The organism is Flavobacterium psychroterrae, from assembly GCF_018380615.1.
Classification (GTDB): domain Bacteria; phylum Bacteroidota; class Bacteroidia; order Flavobacteriales; family Flavobacteriaceae; genus Flavobacterium; species Flavobacterium psychroterrae.
The window spans coordinates 126,531-143,318 of record NZ_JAGYVZ010000008.1 but is presented as its reverse complement, the minus strand read 5'-3'; the positions used below and the strand labels follow the sequence as shown (position 1 = coordinate 143,318).

General features: G+C 33.2%; 12 protein-coding genes and 1 tRNA gene. 4 read left to right on the top strand and 9 right to left on the bottom strand.

Annotated features, from left to right (window positions below; all coding sequences use genetic code 11):
* The first annotated feature begins 81 nt into the window (after window positions 1-81).
* Window positions 82-798 (top strand): bacillithiol biosynthesis deacetylase BshB1, encoded by a 717-nt coding sequence (gene bshB1, locus KHA90_RS10520; RefSeq protein ID WP_213298967.1) that lies wholly within the window; start codon window positions 82-84, stop codon window positions 796-798.
* Between the two features lie 87 nt (window positions 799-885).
* Window positions 886-959 (top strand) — tRNA-His (locus KHA90_RS10515).
* Between the two features lie 408 nt (window positions 960-1,367).
* Here the strand turns inward: KHA90_RS10515 and ypfJ are convergent.
* The 9 genes from ypfJ to KHA90_RS10470 form a co-directional block, all read right to left on the bottom strand.
* On the bottom strand, window positions 1,368-2,216 hold the full coding sequence (gene ypfJ, locus KHA90_RS10510) for a KPN_02809 family neutral zinc metallopeptidase (protein ID WP_213298964.1): 849 nt from the start codon (window positions 2,214-2,216) through the stop codon (window positions 1,368-1,370).
* Between the two features lie 90 nt (window positions 2,217-2,306).
* Window positions 2,307-6,359 carry a PAS domain S-box protein gene (locus tag KHA90_RS10505; protein ID WP_213298960.1) on the bottom strand — a complete coding sequence of 1,351 codons (4,053 nt, stop codon included), beginning with the start codon at window positions 6,357-6,359 and terminating at the stop codon, window positions 2,307-2,309.
* 96 nt (window positions 6,360-6,455) lie between these two features.
* A complete protein-coding gene (locus KHA90_RS10500; RefSeq protein ID WP_213298957.1) occupies window positions 6,456-7,247 on the bottom strand; it encodes a hypothetical protein in 792 nt (263 codons plus the stop codon).
* A gap of 123 nt (window positions 7,248-7,370) precedes the next feature.
* Window positions 7,371-8,699 (bottom strand): aldehyde dehydrogenase, encoded by a 1,329-nt coding sequence (locus KHA90_RS10495; protein WP_213298954.1) that lies wholly within the window; start codon window positions 8,697-8,699, stop codon window positions 7,371-7,373.
* 75 nt (window positions 8,700-8,774) lie between these two features.
* Window positions 8,775-9,464 carry an RluA family pseudouridine synthase gene (locus KHA90_RS10490; protein WP_213298951.1) on the bottom strand — a complete coding sequence of 230 codons (690 nt, stop codon included), beginning with the start codon at window positions 9,462-9,464 and terminating at the stop codon, window positions 8,775-8,777.
* Window positions 9,465-9,508: 44 nt separating this feature from the next.
* Entirely contained in the window at window positions 9,509-9,859 is a 351-nt protein-coding gene (locus KHA90_RS10485; protein WP_213298948.1) for a four helix bundle protein, read from the bottom strand.
* Window positions 9,860-9,918: 59 nt separating this feature from the next.
* On the bottom strand, window positions 9,919-10,737 hold the full coding sequence (panB, locus tag KHA90_RS10480) for a 3-methyl-2-oxobutanoate hydroxymethyltransferase (RefSeq protein WP_213298945.1): 819 nt from the start codon (window positions 10,735-10,737) through the stop codon (window positions 9,919-9,921).
* Window positions 10,738-10,787: 50 nt separating this feature from the next.
* Window positions 10,788-11,987 carry an SH3 domain-containing protein gene (locus KHA90_RS10475; RefSeq protein ID WP_213298942.1) on the bottom strand — a complete coding sequence of 400 codons (1,200 nt, stop codon included), beginning with the start codon at window positions 11,985-11,987 and terminating at the stop codon, window positions 10,788-10,790.
* Window positions 11,988-12,109: 122 nt separating this feature from the next.
* Window positions 12,110-13,537 carry an L-serine ammonia-lyase gene (locus tag KHA90_RS10470; RefSeq protein WP_213298939.1) on the bottom strand — a complete coding sequence of 476 codons (1,428 nt, stop codon included), beginning with the start codon at window positions 13,535-13,537 and terminating at the stop codon, window positions 12,110-12,112.
* A gap of 321 nt (window positions 13,538-13,858) precedes the next feature.
* Between KHA90_RS10470 and KHA90_RS10465 the strand changes: the two genes are divergently transcribed.
* Window positions 13,859-16,006 (top strand): cation:proton antiporter, encoded by a 2,148-nt coding sequence (locus KHA90_RS10465; protein WP_213298936.1) that lies wholly within the window; start codon window positions 13,859-13,861, stop codon window positions 16,004-16,006.
* A gap of 26 nt (window positions 16,007-16,032) precedes the next feature.
* Window positions 16,033-16,773 (top strand): DUF2625 domain-containing protein, encoded by a 741-nt coding sequence (locus KHA90_RS10460; protein WP_213298933.1) that lies wholly within the window; start codon window positions 16,033-16,035, stop codon window positions 16,771-16,773.
* The last annotated feature ends 15 nt before the right edge of the window (window positions 16,774-16,788 follow it).

Genomic DNA, 16,788 nt, shown 5'->3' with positions numbered 1-16,788 from the left:
AAGTTTACAGTCGCAGTCACAGTTTTCAGTTTTGCTGAGACTGAATACTGCGACTGTAAACTGCGACTAAAAACAAAAAACATGAAATTAGATATATTAGCCTTTGGTGCACATCCGGATGATGTAGAATTGGGTTGTGCGGGAACAATTTTAAAAGAAGTATCTCTGGGGAAGAAAGTAGGGATCGTTGATTTAACGCGTGGGGAATTAGGAACTCGCGGTACGGCAGAAACCAGAGATCAGGAAGCAAAAGATGCTGCTGAAATTCTGGGGGTTTTGGTTCGTGAAAATTTAGAAATGCGAGATGGTTTTTTTACCAATGACGAAAAGCATCAGCTGGAAGTCATAAAAATGATTCGTAAGTATAAACCTGAGATTGTATTGTGCAACGCAATTGACGATCGCCATATTGATCATGGGAAAGGAAGTAAATTAGTTTCTGATGCCTGCTTTTTATCGGGATTGATGAAAATTGAAACTTCGATTGACGGAGTGAATCAGGAAGCTTGGAGACCAAAAGTGGTGTATCATTATATACAATGGAAAAATATCAAACCTGACTTTGTAGTAGACATCACAGGATTTGAAAATAAAAAAGTGGAAGCAATTACTGCTTATAAAACGCAATTTTATGATCCGAATTCAAAAGAACCTGCAACACCTATTACGAGTAAAAACTTCTTAGAAAGTTTAAATTACCGTGCGCAGGACTTAGGAAGGTTAGTTGGTAAAGAATTTGCAGAAGGTTTTACTGTTGAAAGGTGTTTGGCAATCAATAGCTTAGGTAATTTGATATAAATTTTTCAATTTTTTGATGTAATTTTTTCAAATTTTTCTTTGTAGAAGTAAACCTTTGTTGTATATTTGCAACCGCAAAGAAAAATGGTGGTTGTAGCTCAGCTGGTTAGAGTATTGGTTTGTGGTGCCGAGGGTCGCCGGTTCGAACCCGGTCAGCCACCCAGAATTTGGAAAGCCTTGAAGAAATTCAAGGCTTTTTTTTGTGCTTGTAATTTTTACCATATAAGTGATATAAGTTCATTTAAAATTAAGATTAGATTATATCTTATCGATAGTTTATTTCATTATGTTTCTCATTCCTGCTTCGTCGAAAGACAAAATCTCCAAGAGTTGAAAATAAATTCTAAATATTATACTGAACTTATATCACTTATATGGTTTAAATCTTTCTGAAGATCCACTGCTGTGCGCCTTTACGATAAACTCCAATATTAAATGAACTTAGATCACTTATATGGTTAAAATAAGACGCACTGCTATTTGTCTCTACAAATAATATATGGTTAAAAAACAAAAAAAGCATGACGTTTAAGTCATGCTCATTTAGTTTATTATAGTTGATTTATAAATTATCGTATTTTAGCAAAAGTATCACCTTGTTTGATATCGCCCGTTTTGAATCCTTTTTTAAACCAGTACATTCTTTGTTCTGATGTACCATGTGTGAATGAATCCGGAACAACCTGACCAGACATTTTACTTTGAATAGCGTCATCGCCCACAGCATTTGCAGCGCTTAAGGCTTCTTCAATATCTCCAGATTCTAAATATTGTTCGTTGTCATGAGCCCAGACTCCGGCATAAAAATCAGCTTGTAATTCTAATGCTACCGAAAGTTTATTGGCTTCGGCTTCGCTTTTTCCTTCTTGCTCCTCATGCATTTTTGCTGAGGTTCCCATTAAAGTTTGTACGTGATGCCCAATTTCATGCGCTATAACATACGCAATAGCAAAATCTCCACCCTTAGCACCAAATTTACTTTTTAGTTCGTCAAAGAAAGCTAAATCCATATATACTTTTTGATCGCCAGGACAATAAAATGGTCCCGATGCAGATGATGCGCCACCGCAAGCGGTGTTTACAGCACCTCTAAAAAGTACTAATTTTGGATTTTTATACGTCATACCATTTTCGGTAAATATTTTGCTCCAGGTGTCTTCAGTTTTAGCCAGCACAGTTCGTACAAAATCCCCCATTTCTTCATCTGCCTTACTTAATGGCGCTGCGGCTTCGGTTTGGGTTTGACCGCCTTGCATTTGCTCCAATACATTTCCAACAGTCTGACCAGTTTCACCACCAAAAACGTTTAGTAACAAAATAATGATACCAATAACTCCACCTCCAACGGCTACTTTTCCGCCAGACATACCTCTTCTGTCTTCTACGTTATCACTTTGTCTTGATCCTAACCACTTCATATATATTGTATTTTAGTTTGTTCAATTTTATTTTGTACGAATTTATATATTTTTTAGGAAATATACATTACAGTTATACTTTAGTTTTTACTATTTTAACCATTTTACCAATGCTTCTTCCACCGTACCTTTTATTATAGGTTTTGAGATATAATCATCCATTCCCGCCGATATGCATTTGTTTCTTTCGTCTTTTTCAGCGCCGGCAGTTACAGCAATTATCGGAATATCTTTGCCTGTACTTGTGTTCCTTATCGCCTTTGTTGTTTCATAACCATTCATGATTGGCATTTGAATGTCCATAAAAACAAGATCAGGATTAATACTTTCAAATTGATTTACAGCGTCATATCCATTTTCGCATTCATAGATATAAGCGGTACTGTACAAGTTTTTAATAATCGTTTTTAGCAGTAACATGTTTACCTTGTTATCTTCTACAATTAAAAAAGTAATAACTTTATGATTCGAAATAATATTATTGGCACTTAATTCAAGACTAATTTTTTTAAGTTCGGCATTGTATTTTTCGTTGATGCTTTGATTACTGGTTTTTAAATTTAGATCAAAATAAAAATTACTTCCTGAATCAATTTTGCTTTCCAGCTGTAAGTGGCTTTCCATCAATCCTAATAACTGATTCGAAATAGTTAATCCTAAACCTGTTCCTCCAAATTTTCTGGTTGTAGAACTATCTTCCTGAGAAAAAGCCTTGAAGATTTTCTTTTGATTTTTTTCCAAAATTCCAATTCCGGTATCTACAACCGAGAAGCGAATCACACAATTATTACCTTTATTTTTTTCTAAAACAGACACATTCAACTTAATTGAACCTTCATTGGTAAATTTTACTGCGTTTGAAAGTAAGTTGATTAAAATTTGTTTGATCCTTACAATATCAGTCCAGATATATTTAGGAGCATCAGGATCTACATTTAATTCCAGTTTCAGATTTTTTTGATTTGATTCATAAACAATTAAATCAAATACCTGTCCCAGCACTTTTTTAATATCATATAAATCAATAAAAAGTTCCAGTTTTCCGGCTTCAATTTTAGAAAAATCAAGAATATCGTTTATAATCTCCAACAGCGAATGTGCTGATTGATTGATCGTTGTCATGTATTTTTCCTGAATTTCTTCCAATTCCGTTTTCATCAATAAATGCGTAAAACCAATAATCCCGTTTAACGGAGTTCTGATTTCATGCGACATATTGGCTAAAAAGTCGGATTTAGATTTATTTGCTGCTTCGGCAAGTTGTTTGGCTTTTATCGCATCTTCGGTTTCTTTTTTGTTGGTGATATCAAAGTAAATCCCACCCACAAATTCAATTTCATCTCCTTTTTTAATCACATCTCCAAACTCTTCTACCCAAATATATTCGCCGCTTTTACGCTGAATTCGATATACATTATGCAAAGGCATTCCGGTTTGTAAATTGTCAATCTGACTATTGATTACTTCGTCTTTATCTTCAGGATGAATCAGCGATAGAAAAGATAGATTGTTCTCAATAAATTCTGATTTTGAATAACCTGTTAAGTTTAAAATCTCATCATTGAGGAATATTTTGGTCGAAAAAGCATCAAATTTTGATAAATAAACCGTTCCCGGAATATTGTTGGCAATCAATTTGAATTTTTCTTCGCTTTCAAGAATCTTAGTTTCATTTCTATTTCTTTCCAATGCCGATGAAATGTTATTCGCAAGAACCTGAAAGATATATATTTCTTCTTCAGACCATTTTCGTTCATTTGTACAATCATCAAAACCTATAAAACCTGTAAAAATATCGTTGATATACAAAGGCAAAATCAAGATTGATTTGATTTCGTTGTCAATCAATAATTTCTTAAAAAAGGTATCACCGAGTTTGCTTGTTAATGTATTTAAGATTTTTTTATTTTGTGCAGCTTCGTAAATTTCTTTTAAATTATCGTCTGTAAAGTGGCGTAATTCAGTTATTTGATGCTCGATTCCTTTTCTGGACCATTTGTATTTTTGGCAAACAGTTTCGCTTATAAAATCTTTTTCATAATAATACATATGATCGACTTTCGCCGCTTTTCCTATAAGGTCATATGTTTCCTGAAACATTTCGTGAGTTGTTTTACTCAGTAAAAATTTCTCCGTACATAAAGCAAGTGCAGATAGTAACTGGCTTTTAAATTCCAGTCTTCGTTCTGCTTCAAGACGCATTTGAGACGAAATAGCTAACGAAATTACGTCAGAAATTGTTCGGGCATAGTTGATATCTTCATTGTCCCAATCTCTTTTTTCATCAGTGCTTTCAAAACAAACGACACCGGCAAGTTGTCCGCTTAAAAATATGGGAACATCAAGCATTGATTTGATATGATTTTTGGTAAAATAAAGTCTTTGAAATTCAGATGTTTCCAGTTTGTTAAAAACATCCGGAGCATTTATAATTGCCTTGCTTTTTAAAGTTTCAAAATAAATAGGATACGATTCTTTATCAAGAATATTTTTATCACTTAAACTTTGATTATCAAGACTAAACAGGTTTTTACAAGTGATTAAATCATTAGAGTATTTCCAGAAACTTACTCGATTTGTTTTCGATACTGTCGAGGCTTCCTTTATGATGTAATCAATTACAGAATTTAAATTATCGTATTTGCTAAAATCTGAAGTTGATAATTTTTTTGTGGAATTGTTATAGGCTTCAATTTTTTTAAGACGTTTCTTTTTCTCGTTTTCTATGTTTTTAATGTCGGTAATATCCCTTGCTATTCCTGCAAAACCAATAATTTGACCAAAGTCATTTTTACGAATTATTATCTTTTGAGAAATCCATAATGGCTTTCCGTTTTTCTTTAATATCGGAATTTCAATTACGGGAAAATTATTTTCATTAATATCCAGGTTTTCGTAAAAATCAACTGCATTTCGCTGATAATTTTCATGAATGAAATTAGAATAATGTTGTGCAATAAGTTCGTTTTCAGAATATCCTAAAATTGAAAATCCAAAATCATTTACAAAAGTAAAATAACCGTCAGTATCAATTTCAAAAATAATATCGGTCGCAGTCTGAATCAGGTTTTTATATTGATCCCTAACATTGATTTGTTCCGTAACATCCTGACCAATACTTATAATTAAGTCTTCGGAGAATTTTTTATCTTTCCATTGAATGTATTTGAACTCGCCATTTTTGCTTTTTAATTTTCTAATATAAAGCGTATTTTCTTCATGATTGAAATTTTTTATATTCTCAATCACATCCGTTTCTTTTGTTAGTTTCCAGAACTTTAAACCCATTACTTCATCAGGTAAATAGCCTAAAATTGAAGTAATGGTTTCGCTGCAAAATAAGACTTCATTTTTTTTATTTGTGGCAATTGTTAATGAATTCCCCTTATGCACAATTTCATTTGTAAACCTGAAATTATCTCTGTTATTTAATAAAACCGCATATTTTACCTGATTAATTATAAAAACAATTATACAGTAATTGATGAGTAAAATAGATGATTTTACCGGAATCAAATGAAAAAAAACTGTTATTATCAGATATATAAATACAACACAAACAAATATCCAATATACTTTTATAGGTTTTAAAATGCTGTATGAGAAGTAAAAGGAAATCAGAAAAGCAATTATTGGAACTAAATCGTGCCTGAGATAAATGATATTATAGCCTACATGTGCAAGAAACAGGAGAAATAATACAATAAATATTTGCTGAACTCTGTCACGTAGAAATTTAATTCTCACCGTTATAAGATAAATTAATAGTATTGAAGACCCAATAATTACGTTTAAAACCAGCATACTTCGAGGTCTGACTTTAAAAATTTCATTAATGATTTCAATTACAATAATTGAGATACCAAAAAATAAAAGATAGATTTGATATTCGCTATTTGCAGTTTCGTTTTCTAACTTTTTTTCGATAAAATAACCAATTCTGGCTTTTATTTTAATGAATTGGTAAACCAGAATCCCTACGAAACCAATTAAGGCTAATCCTAAAAGAATGATTTTAGGATTGTTATAAAAAATAATGTCAGAAGTAAAAACGTACCAGTTTGCAATAATTGATTTTAGGGCATTACCAATAATGGCAATTCCTGAAATCAACGAATTGAAAAAACTATAGTTTTGTACCATAGATTTTGTGGTATGTTTTGGTTTAGTAAATAAGCCTTTTTGAAAATTCTAAAAAGAGTAGGTTAAGCTCTGATATTATTTAGAGTCTTCTGTTTTTTATTCTAAATCCGATTTTCCAATTGAATCAATCGGATCTTCTTTATCAATAGTAAAAATGGAACAATATATTGCGTAAGTCATTGAATAACTAAATGGTATTGTAAAGAGTATTCCGATACAAAATGCCATGAAGCCAACAATTATTGCACCAATTATGGTAATTATTAAGGCGAGTAATATGGCGGGCTGCTTTGAAATAATGATAAAACTTGATTTTATAGCGTCGAATGCTTTTAGATTTCCAAATATAATAAGCGGAATGATCAGGAATGTGAAAAATGATAAAAATAGCGATATAGCAAGTCCTAAGGCGTTTAGTTGTTGTAATTCTAAAAATGTACCTATCGCAACATTCAATAAGGAGACTGTAAATGTTGCCAGAAATATTTGCAGAAAATAACGATTTTTATAGTACGTAAAAACTGTTGCAACTTTAAATTCTTCATCTTTTTGAGCGCAATCTGCCATTTTTAGAAATCCGGCAGTGAACGGACTAAATATTGCCGAGAATATTGCGGTTCCAAAAATGTAATATACTAATTGAGTCTGTGATAAAAGTTGTGGCTGAATAGTAAGTAATTTGGCACCGTCGACTTTATCTACGCCAAAAATTAAGATCAAAATTACTCCTGCTGTTATACCAAAGAGTACAGAAAACACTAACAAGATTAATCCGGCGTAAACCGCTATTTTTTTATAATTCTCAAAAGCAAGGTTAAAAACATTTGAAAAATCTAGAGAATAACCATGATTTTTAATGTCTTTGATTTGATCAGATATGGATTTCATTTTTGGGTAAGTAGAATTATTTTATATTTCCGCGATTTAGGATATTATTCAAGCGTAAATATAATATTTTTAATTAATTCCGTATTAAAAACTCGAAAACATTAAGAAATTGTTTTTTGAGATTTACATCCAGTCCAGAATTCTTTTAATAGAGGATAATTTATCTTTGTAAGGTGCATATCGCATGGGTAAATCCAGCCAGTTTGCTTTTTTTACGACTGCTTTATGGTGCGAGAAAATATCAAAGCTTAATTTTCCGTGGTAAGCACCAATTCCGCTATGTCCAACACCGCCAAAAGGCAGTCTTTTATTAGAAAAATGAACAACCGTATCATTGATACAACCGCCGCCAAAGGAATAGGTTTTAATTAATTTTCTGGCAAATGATTTATTTTCACTAAAAACGTAAAATGCAAGGGGTTTCTCATAACGGCTAATTACATTTTGTATATCGGCTTCCGTCTCATAAATCAAAATGGGTAAAATAGGTCCAAAAATTTCCTCTTTCATTACGGCACTATCTAATGAGGGTTCTTCGAGAAGTGTAGGCGAAATGTATAGTTTATTTGCATCAGTTTCGGCACCAAAAATTACTTTTTCGGATTCGATCATATTCGCCAGTCGCAACCAGTTTTTGGTATTAATTATTCGGGCAAAGTCAGGAGATTTGTCTATTTTCTTGCCGTATGCTTTTATGATTTCTTCGATTACAAACGAAATGAAGTTGACCTTCATGTTTTTCTGAATCAAAATATAATCCGGAGCAATACAAGTTTGACCGGCATTTATAAATTTTCCCCAGACAATACGTTTTGCGGCAAGTCTTAAATTAGCAGTTTCATCAATAATGCAGGGATTTTTCCCGCCTAATTCTAAAGTTATCGGAGTCAAATTTTCGGCTGCGGCTCTGGCTAATATTTTTCCAACAGCAACACTTCCCGTAAAGAAAATATAATCCCAGCGTTGTGCCAGTAATTTATCCGAAACTTCTACACCGCCTTCAACAACTTCAACATGGCTGACATGGAACGCTTTTTCGATTATTTTAGCAATTATGGCTGACGTATGCGGAGTCAGTTCTGATGGTTTCAAAACAACTCTGTTTCCGGCTGCAACGGCAGAAATCAAAGGGCATAAGGCTAACTGAAAAGGATAATTCCAGGGTGCAATAACCAAAACGTCTCCGTAAGGTTCTTTGTAGATATAATCAGTAGAAGGGAAATTAAGAATGGAAGGGAAAACACGTTTTCGTTTTGCCCATTTGGTGAGGTTTTTAATCGTGTCTTTTAATTCTGAAATCACATAATTTGTTTCGGTTAAAACAGCTTCAAATTCAGGCTTTTTAAAATCATCGTATAAAGCTTTTACAATTAAGTCTTCGCTTTTCTGAATGTTATACAACAACTTTTTTAGCGTTTCTTTTCTGTATCCGATGTCGTTTTTATAATCCATTTTTTGATCAGCTTGATTTATGTCTCTGCAAGTTAATCGATAAAAATTAAAAAATTATAAATTAAAACATAAAAATCAAAGTGCGTTCCAAATAGTTTCGTCCGGAGTTGGCGCAACAATTGTAACGTTTTCTTTAGAAACCGGATGAATAAAAACCAGTTTTCTGGCATGAAGATGAATTCCTCCGTCAGGATTACTTCGGTCAAAACCGTATTTTAAATCGCCTTTAATTGGAGATCCAATAGCTGCTAATTGCGCACGAATTTGATGATGACGACCTGTATGCAAATTGATTTCCAAAGCCACATAATTTTGAAGTTCTTTAAAAACCTTATAATCTAAACTTGCGAGTTTACTATCCGGAACTTCTTTTAAATGGGCTTTTGAAGTATTATTTTTTTCATTCCGCTTTAGATAATGAACTAATTTAGCAGTTGTTTCCTGAGGTTTATTCTTCACAACTGCCCAATAGGTTTTTTGTGTTTCACGATTACTGAACATTTCGTTCATTCTCGTTAAAGCTTTACTAGTTCTGGCAAAAACAACAATTCCGGTTGTGGGACGATCTAAACGATGAATCACACCTAGAAAAACGTCGCCAGGTTTATTGTATTTGTCCTTAATATATTCTTTTACAACATCAGATAAAGGTTTATCACCCGTTTTATCACCTTGTACAATATCGCCTACGCGTTTATTTACGACGATAATATGATTGTCTTCGTGGAGAATTTGGAGGTTATTTTTGTTAGAAAGTATTTTCAAAATCGATTTTTAGATTATTGGATTTTTAGATTGTTCGACTAGACTTACATCAAAGTAGATCTAAATTTTGAGGTCATTTTTACAATTCTATCAAGATTAAAACATAATTCATCTAATTTGACTTGGTTTATATATCCTAAATCGAAAGAGATTAATAATTGAGTTTCAATTTCATAAATAGAACCGATCGCAATTTCAAGAAATCTTGAAAAATCTTTGTTGCTACTTCGTGAGCATCCTTCAGCAATATTTGAAGGGACAGATACAGAAGCACGACGAAGCTGATTTGTTAAACCAAATTTTTCTGAGTCAGGAAAATTTGATGTAAGGTTATAAATTTCAGAGCAGAATTTTCTACTTGATTTCCAAATTTCCAAATCTTTAAATCTATGCATTCTAATTTTAATTTATTTAGCTAGTTGTTTCCAACAATCGAAAAATCGAAAAATCTAACCTAGTACTGTTCCCCAGCATTAGGAAAATCACTTGACTTAACATCAGCAGCATATTGACCAATTGCTTTTGTCATTTCATCATATAAATTTAGGTAACGACGTAAAAAGCGCGGGCTAAATTCATTGTTCATTCCTAGCATATCATGAATTACCAAAACTTGTCCGTCAACGCCACCACCGGCACCAATACCAATAACAGGAATTGAAATACTTTTAGCAACTTGTTCCGCTAAATGAGCCGGGATTTTTTCAAGAACAATACCAAAACAGCCAATTTTTTCTAACAGTTTTGCATCTGCGATCAGTTTTTCTGCTTCTTCGTCTTCTTTTGCACGAACGCTGTATGTTCCAAATTTATAGATCGATTGAGGTGTTAAACCCAAATGTCCCATAACCGGAATTCCTGCGTTTAATATTTTTTTGATAGATTCTTTAATTTCTTTTCCACCTTCAAGTTTTACAGCGTGACCGCCGCTTTCTTTCATGATTCTGATAGCAGAACGCAAAGCCTCTTTTGGATCTGACTGGTAACTTCCAAAAGGTAGATCTACCACAACCAACGCTCTTTCTACAGCGCGAACTACAGATGAAGCGTGATAAATCATTTGATCTAAAGTAATTGGCAAAGTCGTTTCGTGACCCGCCATAACATTTGACGCTGAATCGCCCACTAAAATCACATCGACTCCTGCGGTATCAACAATTTTTGCCATCGTAAAATCGTAAGCCGTAAGCATAGAGATTTTTTCTCCGTTGCTTTTCATTTCGATCAATGACTTTGTTGTGATTCTTTTATAATCTTTTTTTGCTACTGACATTTTATTTTTTTTTTGAAGATGTAAAAGTATTGATTAATTATAGATTGAAATCAGCAATAGAAGAATATTTCGATGGTAAATAATTTTCCATCCTTGAATTCTATCTTAAACTCGCTGTCTTCTATTTGTATAGAATAAGAATGCGGCGCTTTTATTGAGGCACCAATATAAGATCCGTATTTTTCGATAAATGCTTTTTCAGTTAAGGAATTGTCTAATGTTGCATTAGGATTTAGAACAAGTTTGTTGTTTTTGTTAATAAAAACCTTTGTAATTTCTGCCTGATTTTTTTGCTCATTTACAGAAGCTTCTAAATCTTGATAATAGTAAAAAGTCTCACTTAAATAAACGCCGCATTCATCACTTACAGTCGCTTTTTTAACAGGTTTTCCAAAAGTTTTTACCAAATCTTTTTGAGTTAAATACCATGCTTTGGTTTTTAAACCTTTCAATACAAATTCTGATTTTTTAACGAAAGCCAGAATCTCTTCCGGTTTTTTATGTTTCGCTAATCCTTTGGCTACAGCCATATTAAGTTCAGTATCAGCAAGAAGTTTTGGGTCGTTTAATTGTTTTACAACCTCATAATATCTCTGGTAAGCCGGAGCCAAAGTTGTAGTCTCACTATTCCAGGCCAATTCTACAAGTCTCTCGCCAACAGTTTTGCGTTCTGTAATATTATTAACATCAAGTTTATCGAAATCTTTTAATAAAGTATTGAAATCAGGTCTTTTGCCAATGAATTTTCTTAAAGTAAATTTCGCATATTCATCACTAAAATTACCACTTATATTTACCCATTCTTCCTGACTTTTAGGAAGATAATTTACAGCAACGGGATCACCAACATTTAGAATTTCCTTAATTTTTGAATTTTTATCTGGTTGTGCTCTCGCTTTTAAACCGGCAACTAAAACAAAAAGGTGATTACTGCCGTAATAATTATCGCTTCCTTCAATAATTGGGTTTTCGTTGTCACGAACTTTAATGTCGGCTGAATTTAATCTTGTGGCAACAAATTTTTCAGGAATATAACCTTCAGATAAATTATCGGCTTTTACTTTGTACCAGCCGTTTTTACTTTCGGATAATAATTGAACTTCGGCACCATATTTAAAATAACCTGAAAATTCAGCCGAAGCACTTGCCGAAGTGTACAAACGTGTATCTGAATTAAGGAAATAACGTTCCTGGCAATGCAATAAAACCGAGCAAAATAATAAGGCTAATAAAAAGTAATATTTTTTCATGGAGTAGTTTTTGGGAGAAGATTTTTTTTTTGCCACAGATTAAAAGATTTAAAGGATTTTTCAAATCACATTTTATTAGATGTTAATCTGTGATAATCCTTTAATCTCTGGCAAAAATATTTTTAACAATCAGCCATATTTACGGCAATTGCAAGTCCTCCTTCAGAAGTTTCTTTGTATTTAGAATTCATATCTTTTGCAGTTTGCCACATTGTATTAATGACTTTGTCAAGAGGTACTTTTGCGTTTTTAGAATCAGTTTCAAGCGCAAGTTCTGCAGCGTTTATCGCTTTTATTGCGCCCATAGTATTTCTTTCGATACACGGAATCTGAACCAAACCGCCAATAGGGTCACAGGTTAAACCAAGATGATGTTCCATTGCGATTTCGGCAGCCATTAAAACCTGAGCGGGAGATCCACCCATTAATTCGCAAAGTGCTGCAGCAGCCATTGATGATGAAACACCAATTTCTGCCTGACAACCGCCCATTGCGGCCGATATTGTGGAGCCTTTTTTGAAAATACTTCCAATTTCTCCGGCAACCATCAAAAATTGTTTGATCTCTTTTTCGCCTGCATCGTGGTTTTCAATTACCAGATAATACATTAAAACTGCCGGAATTACACCAGCGCTTCCGTTTGTAGGCGCAGTAACAACACGCCCTAAAGCAGCATTTACTTCGTTTACGGCAAGTGCAAAACAACTTACCCATTTCAGGATCTGACGAAATTTCACTTCAGTTTTTCTGATTTCTTCCAGCCAGGTTTGCGGGTTAGAATAATTGGATAAACCTATTAAGTTTTGGTGCATATCAAAAGCTCTTCTTCGAACGTTTAATCCGCCCGGGAGAATGCCTCCGGTATGACAGCCAATGTACATGCATTCTAACATCGTGTTCCAGATGCGCATTAATTCTGAGTGAATTTCGGCTTCCGGACGCATCGATTTTTCATTTTCATACACAATCTCCGAGATCGATTTGTTCTCTGAAATCGTATAATCTAACAGTTCAACTGCATTTTGAATCGGGAAGGGGAAAGCACATTTTATAACCTCTTTGATTTTGGCATTTGTGCGTTCTTCTTTGACCACAAAACCACCTCCAATAGAATAAAAAGTAGCATCGTATTCAGAATCATCTTCTTTATAAGCTGTGAATTTTAATCCATTTGCATGAAAGGGAAGAAACTCCTTATTGAACACAATATCCTGTAAAAAGTAAAATGGAATTTTATATTCGTTTGCCAGAATAATTTCGTGTGTATCTTCGATATTTTTAATAATTCCTGCAATATCATCTATTGGGATATATTCAGGATCTTGTCCGCTTAAGCCTAACATTACAGATAAATCAGTAGCGTGACCTTTTCCGGTTAAGGAAAGTGATCCGTATAAATCGACTTTTACCCGTTTAATTTGGTCTAAAATTGATTCGTTTTTTAACTCTTCTAAAAAACGTTCTGCGGCTCTCCACGGTCCTAAAGTATGAGAACTTGAGGGACCAACGCCAATTTTAAGCATATCAAAAACAGAGATACATTCTTCCATTGTGCAATATTTATTAAGACAAAGATAATTGAATAATGCAACGAACATTTATTTTGATTTGTTAATGTTGCAGTTTTGTTAAAAAAAATATTAAATTTTAATAATTTGGCAATGAAACAAATTTTATTCCTTAATATGCGGTTTTCGTAAAGAGTGCGCGTTTTTTTTAGGTATTTTTGTAGTGAAGCAATCACTAAAGAATCCAATTTTATTAAGCTTTTTAAATAAAGTTGGAAAATAATAACTTCTGCGATTTTATTTTAATTGAGAAACCTCTTTTTACGAAAAATTAAAATACCACAAAGAAGATAAAATTACATTATGATAGAATTTTTCAAGCATTTTTTACAAGAATTCGAATTACCATTAAGCAACCCAGTATTAATTTTTTCGTTGATACTTTTCATTATTCTCTTGTCACCTATTTTACTCAAAAAAATAAATATTCCAGGGATTATCGGACTTATTATTTCGGGTGTAATCATTGGACCACACGGACTTAATATTCTTGCCAAAAACTCAGCCGTTGATTTATTCTCTACAATCGGGCTTTTGTACATTATGTTTATTGCCGGTTTAGAACTTGATATGAACGAGTTTAAAGCCAACCGAAATAAAAGTTTACTCTTTGGGTTCTTCACCTTTATATTCCCTTTATCGATTGGGTTTCCGGTTTGTTATTATTTACTGAATTATGATTTTAATGCGAGTTTTTTAACCGCAAGTATGTTTGCAACACACACTTTAGTCGCTTATCCTATTGTGAGTAAAATGGGAATTGCTAAAAATCAAGCTGTTGCCATAACTGTGGGAGGAACTATTTTAACCGATACGGCTGTTTTAATTATTCTTGCCATTATTATGGGAAGCAGTCAGGGAAATTTAAATCAGGCTTTCTGGATAAAATTAGGCGTGTCGTTGGCGATTTTCTCTGCTATTATGTTTTTGGTTATTCCCAGGATTGCAAAATGGTTTTTTAAGAAGTTAGAAAGTGAAAAACACGCTCATTATATCTTTGTACTTTCAGTCGTTTTTTTCGCAGCATTTTTAGCCGAAGTTGCAGGAGTAGAACCTATTATTGGTGCATTCGTCGCCGGATTAGCTTTAAATCCTTTAATTCCGCATTCATCCGCTTTAATGAACAGAATTGAGTTTATTGGAAATTCATTATTTATTCCGTTTTTCCTGATTTCTGTGGGAATGTTGGTTGATATCAGCGTAATCTTAAGCGGACCAACGGCATTAATCGTGGCGGGAACATTAAGTGTTGTGGCTATTTTCGGGAAATGGATTGCAGCGTTTTTTACCCAGATTACTTTTAAATATACAAAGACAGAACGACAACTTATTTTTGGGTTAAGCAGCGCGCACGCAGCGGCAACTTTAGCGGTAATTTTAGTGGGTTTTAAAGCAAAAATCCTTGACGAAAACATCTTAAACGGAACTATTATTTTAATTCTAATTACGTGTATTGTTGCATCTTTTGCAACTGAAAAAGCAGCGAAAAAAATTGCCATTTGCGAAGAAGAAGTTTCTCATGAAGATGCACATAACGACCAGATTTTAGATGAACATATTTTAATTCCGTTAGCAAAAACTTCGGCGACAGCCACTTTATTAGATTTTGCACTTTTGATAAAAGATAAAAAATCAGCTAATCCGGTGACTTTGTTAACGATTGTTCCCAATAATGATCAGGCCGAAAAAAATATTTTAAAATATAGAAAAGCAGTTGATAAATTCGTGATTCAGGGATCAGCATCTGAAGTTAAAATCAACACAATTGCCAGAATCGATCATAATCCTGCAAGCGGAATTGCGAGAACTTCAAAAGAAATAATGTCGGATATTGTGATTATTGGATGGCCGAGAAAAACAGGATTTCTTGATAAAATTTTTGGAGAAAACGTAGATTCGATTATCAATAACGTAGATAAAAGTTTATTCATTTGTAGATTTCAGAAAACCTTTATTGAGGAAAAAAGATTAGTTTTCATGTGTCCGCCATTTTCAGAAAGAGGTGTTGGATTCCATCTTTTACTACAGAAAATTTGTCGATTGTCACAGGAATTAAGTGTTCCGATTATAATTTATGCCGAATATAAAACGCATCAGGCGATTCAGCAAATTGCGCTGAATTTAAAATTAAATGCAAAATTAGGTTTTAAAAGTATTATGGATTGGGAAGATTTTGAATCCATATCAGATGAAATTAAACCAACCGATTTGATTGTTTTTAATTTATCCCGAAAAGGATCTGTTTCGTACAAATCAATATTTGATAAATTGCCTCAGAAATTCGAAAAATCATTTGATGATAATAACCTTATTTTAGTTTATGCACAAGACGACCGCAAAGGAACAGCGATGGATGCGTATGAGGATTTTACTGCAACGCCATTAACTAAAGGTCTTGAAGCTATTGAGCAGATTGGTCGTGGTTTGGGGAATATTTTGAAAAAAAGCTAGATTAAAATAATAATTACAAAATAATAATGACAAGAAGATTTGTAGTAATTGCATTGATATTGGTAAATTTTGTAGCAGGACAAAACAAAATGAAAAAAGCTGAAGAACTTATTGATAAAAAGGATCCGGGCTGGTCAATTGTTCAGGGTTGGATTAAAACAGCAAAAAATAAAGTAGAGGTTTTACCGGTCGATGCTGTAAAAGCAAAAGATGCCTTATATAAAACACAGGTTACAACCCGCTCGCCAATGGGAGCAATTGTTTTTATGACAGGCGGCCTTTTAATTGATGATGGATGGATAAGGATTTTAGGTTCGGGAAATTCAAGATTTGATCGTACACTTCCGGATTGGAACAAAGGAAAATCATTTCAAGAATTTGGAGAAACGCCTTCTTTTTTATTAATTGCCGATGATGCAATTGGCGGTTTTTATCTTTTAAATGGTGGCGGATTAGGAAGTGACTTAGGCAAGATTTACTATTTTTCTCCTGATAATCTCGAATATGAAGCCCTTGATATTACATATTCTGAGTTTTTAGAATTTTGTTTTAATAACGATTTAGATAAGTTTTACGAAGGAAACAGATGGAATGGATGGCGAGAAGAAGTTTCTAAATTAAAAGGGGATGAGGTTTTTAATTTTTATCCGTTTTTATGGGCAGCCGAAGGAAGTGATATCAATAAAAGTTCCCGAAAAATAATTCCCGTTCAGGAGCAATACAGTTTAAATATAGATTTGCAAAAACAAATGAGTTCGAGTAAATAAATGAGTTTTAAGATT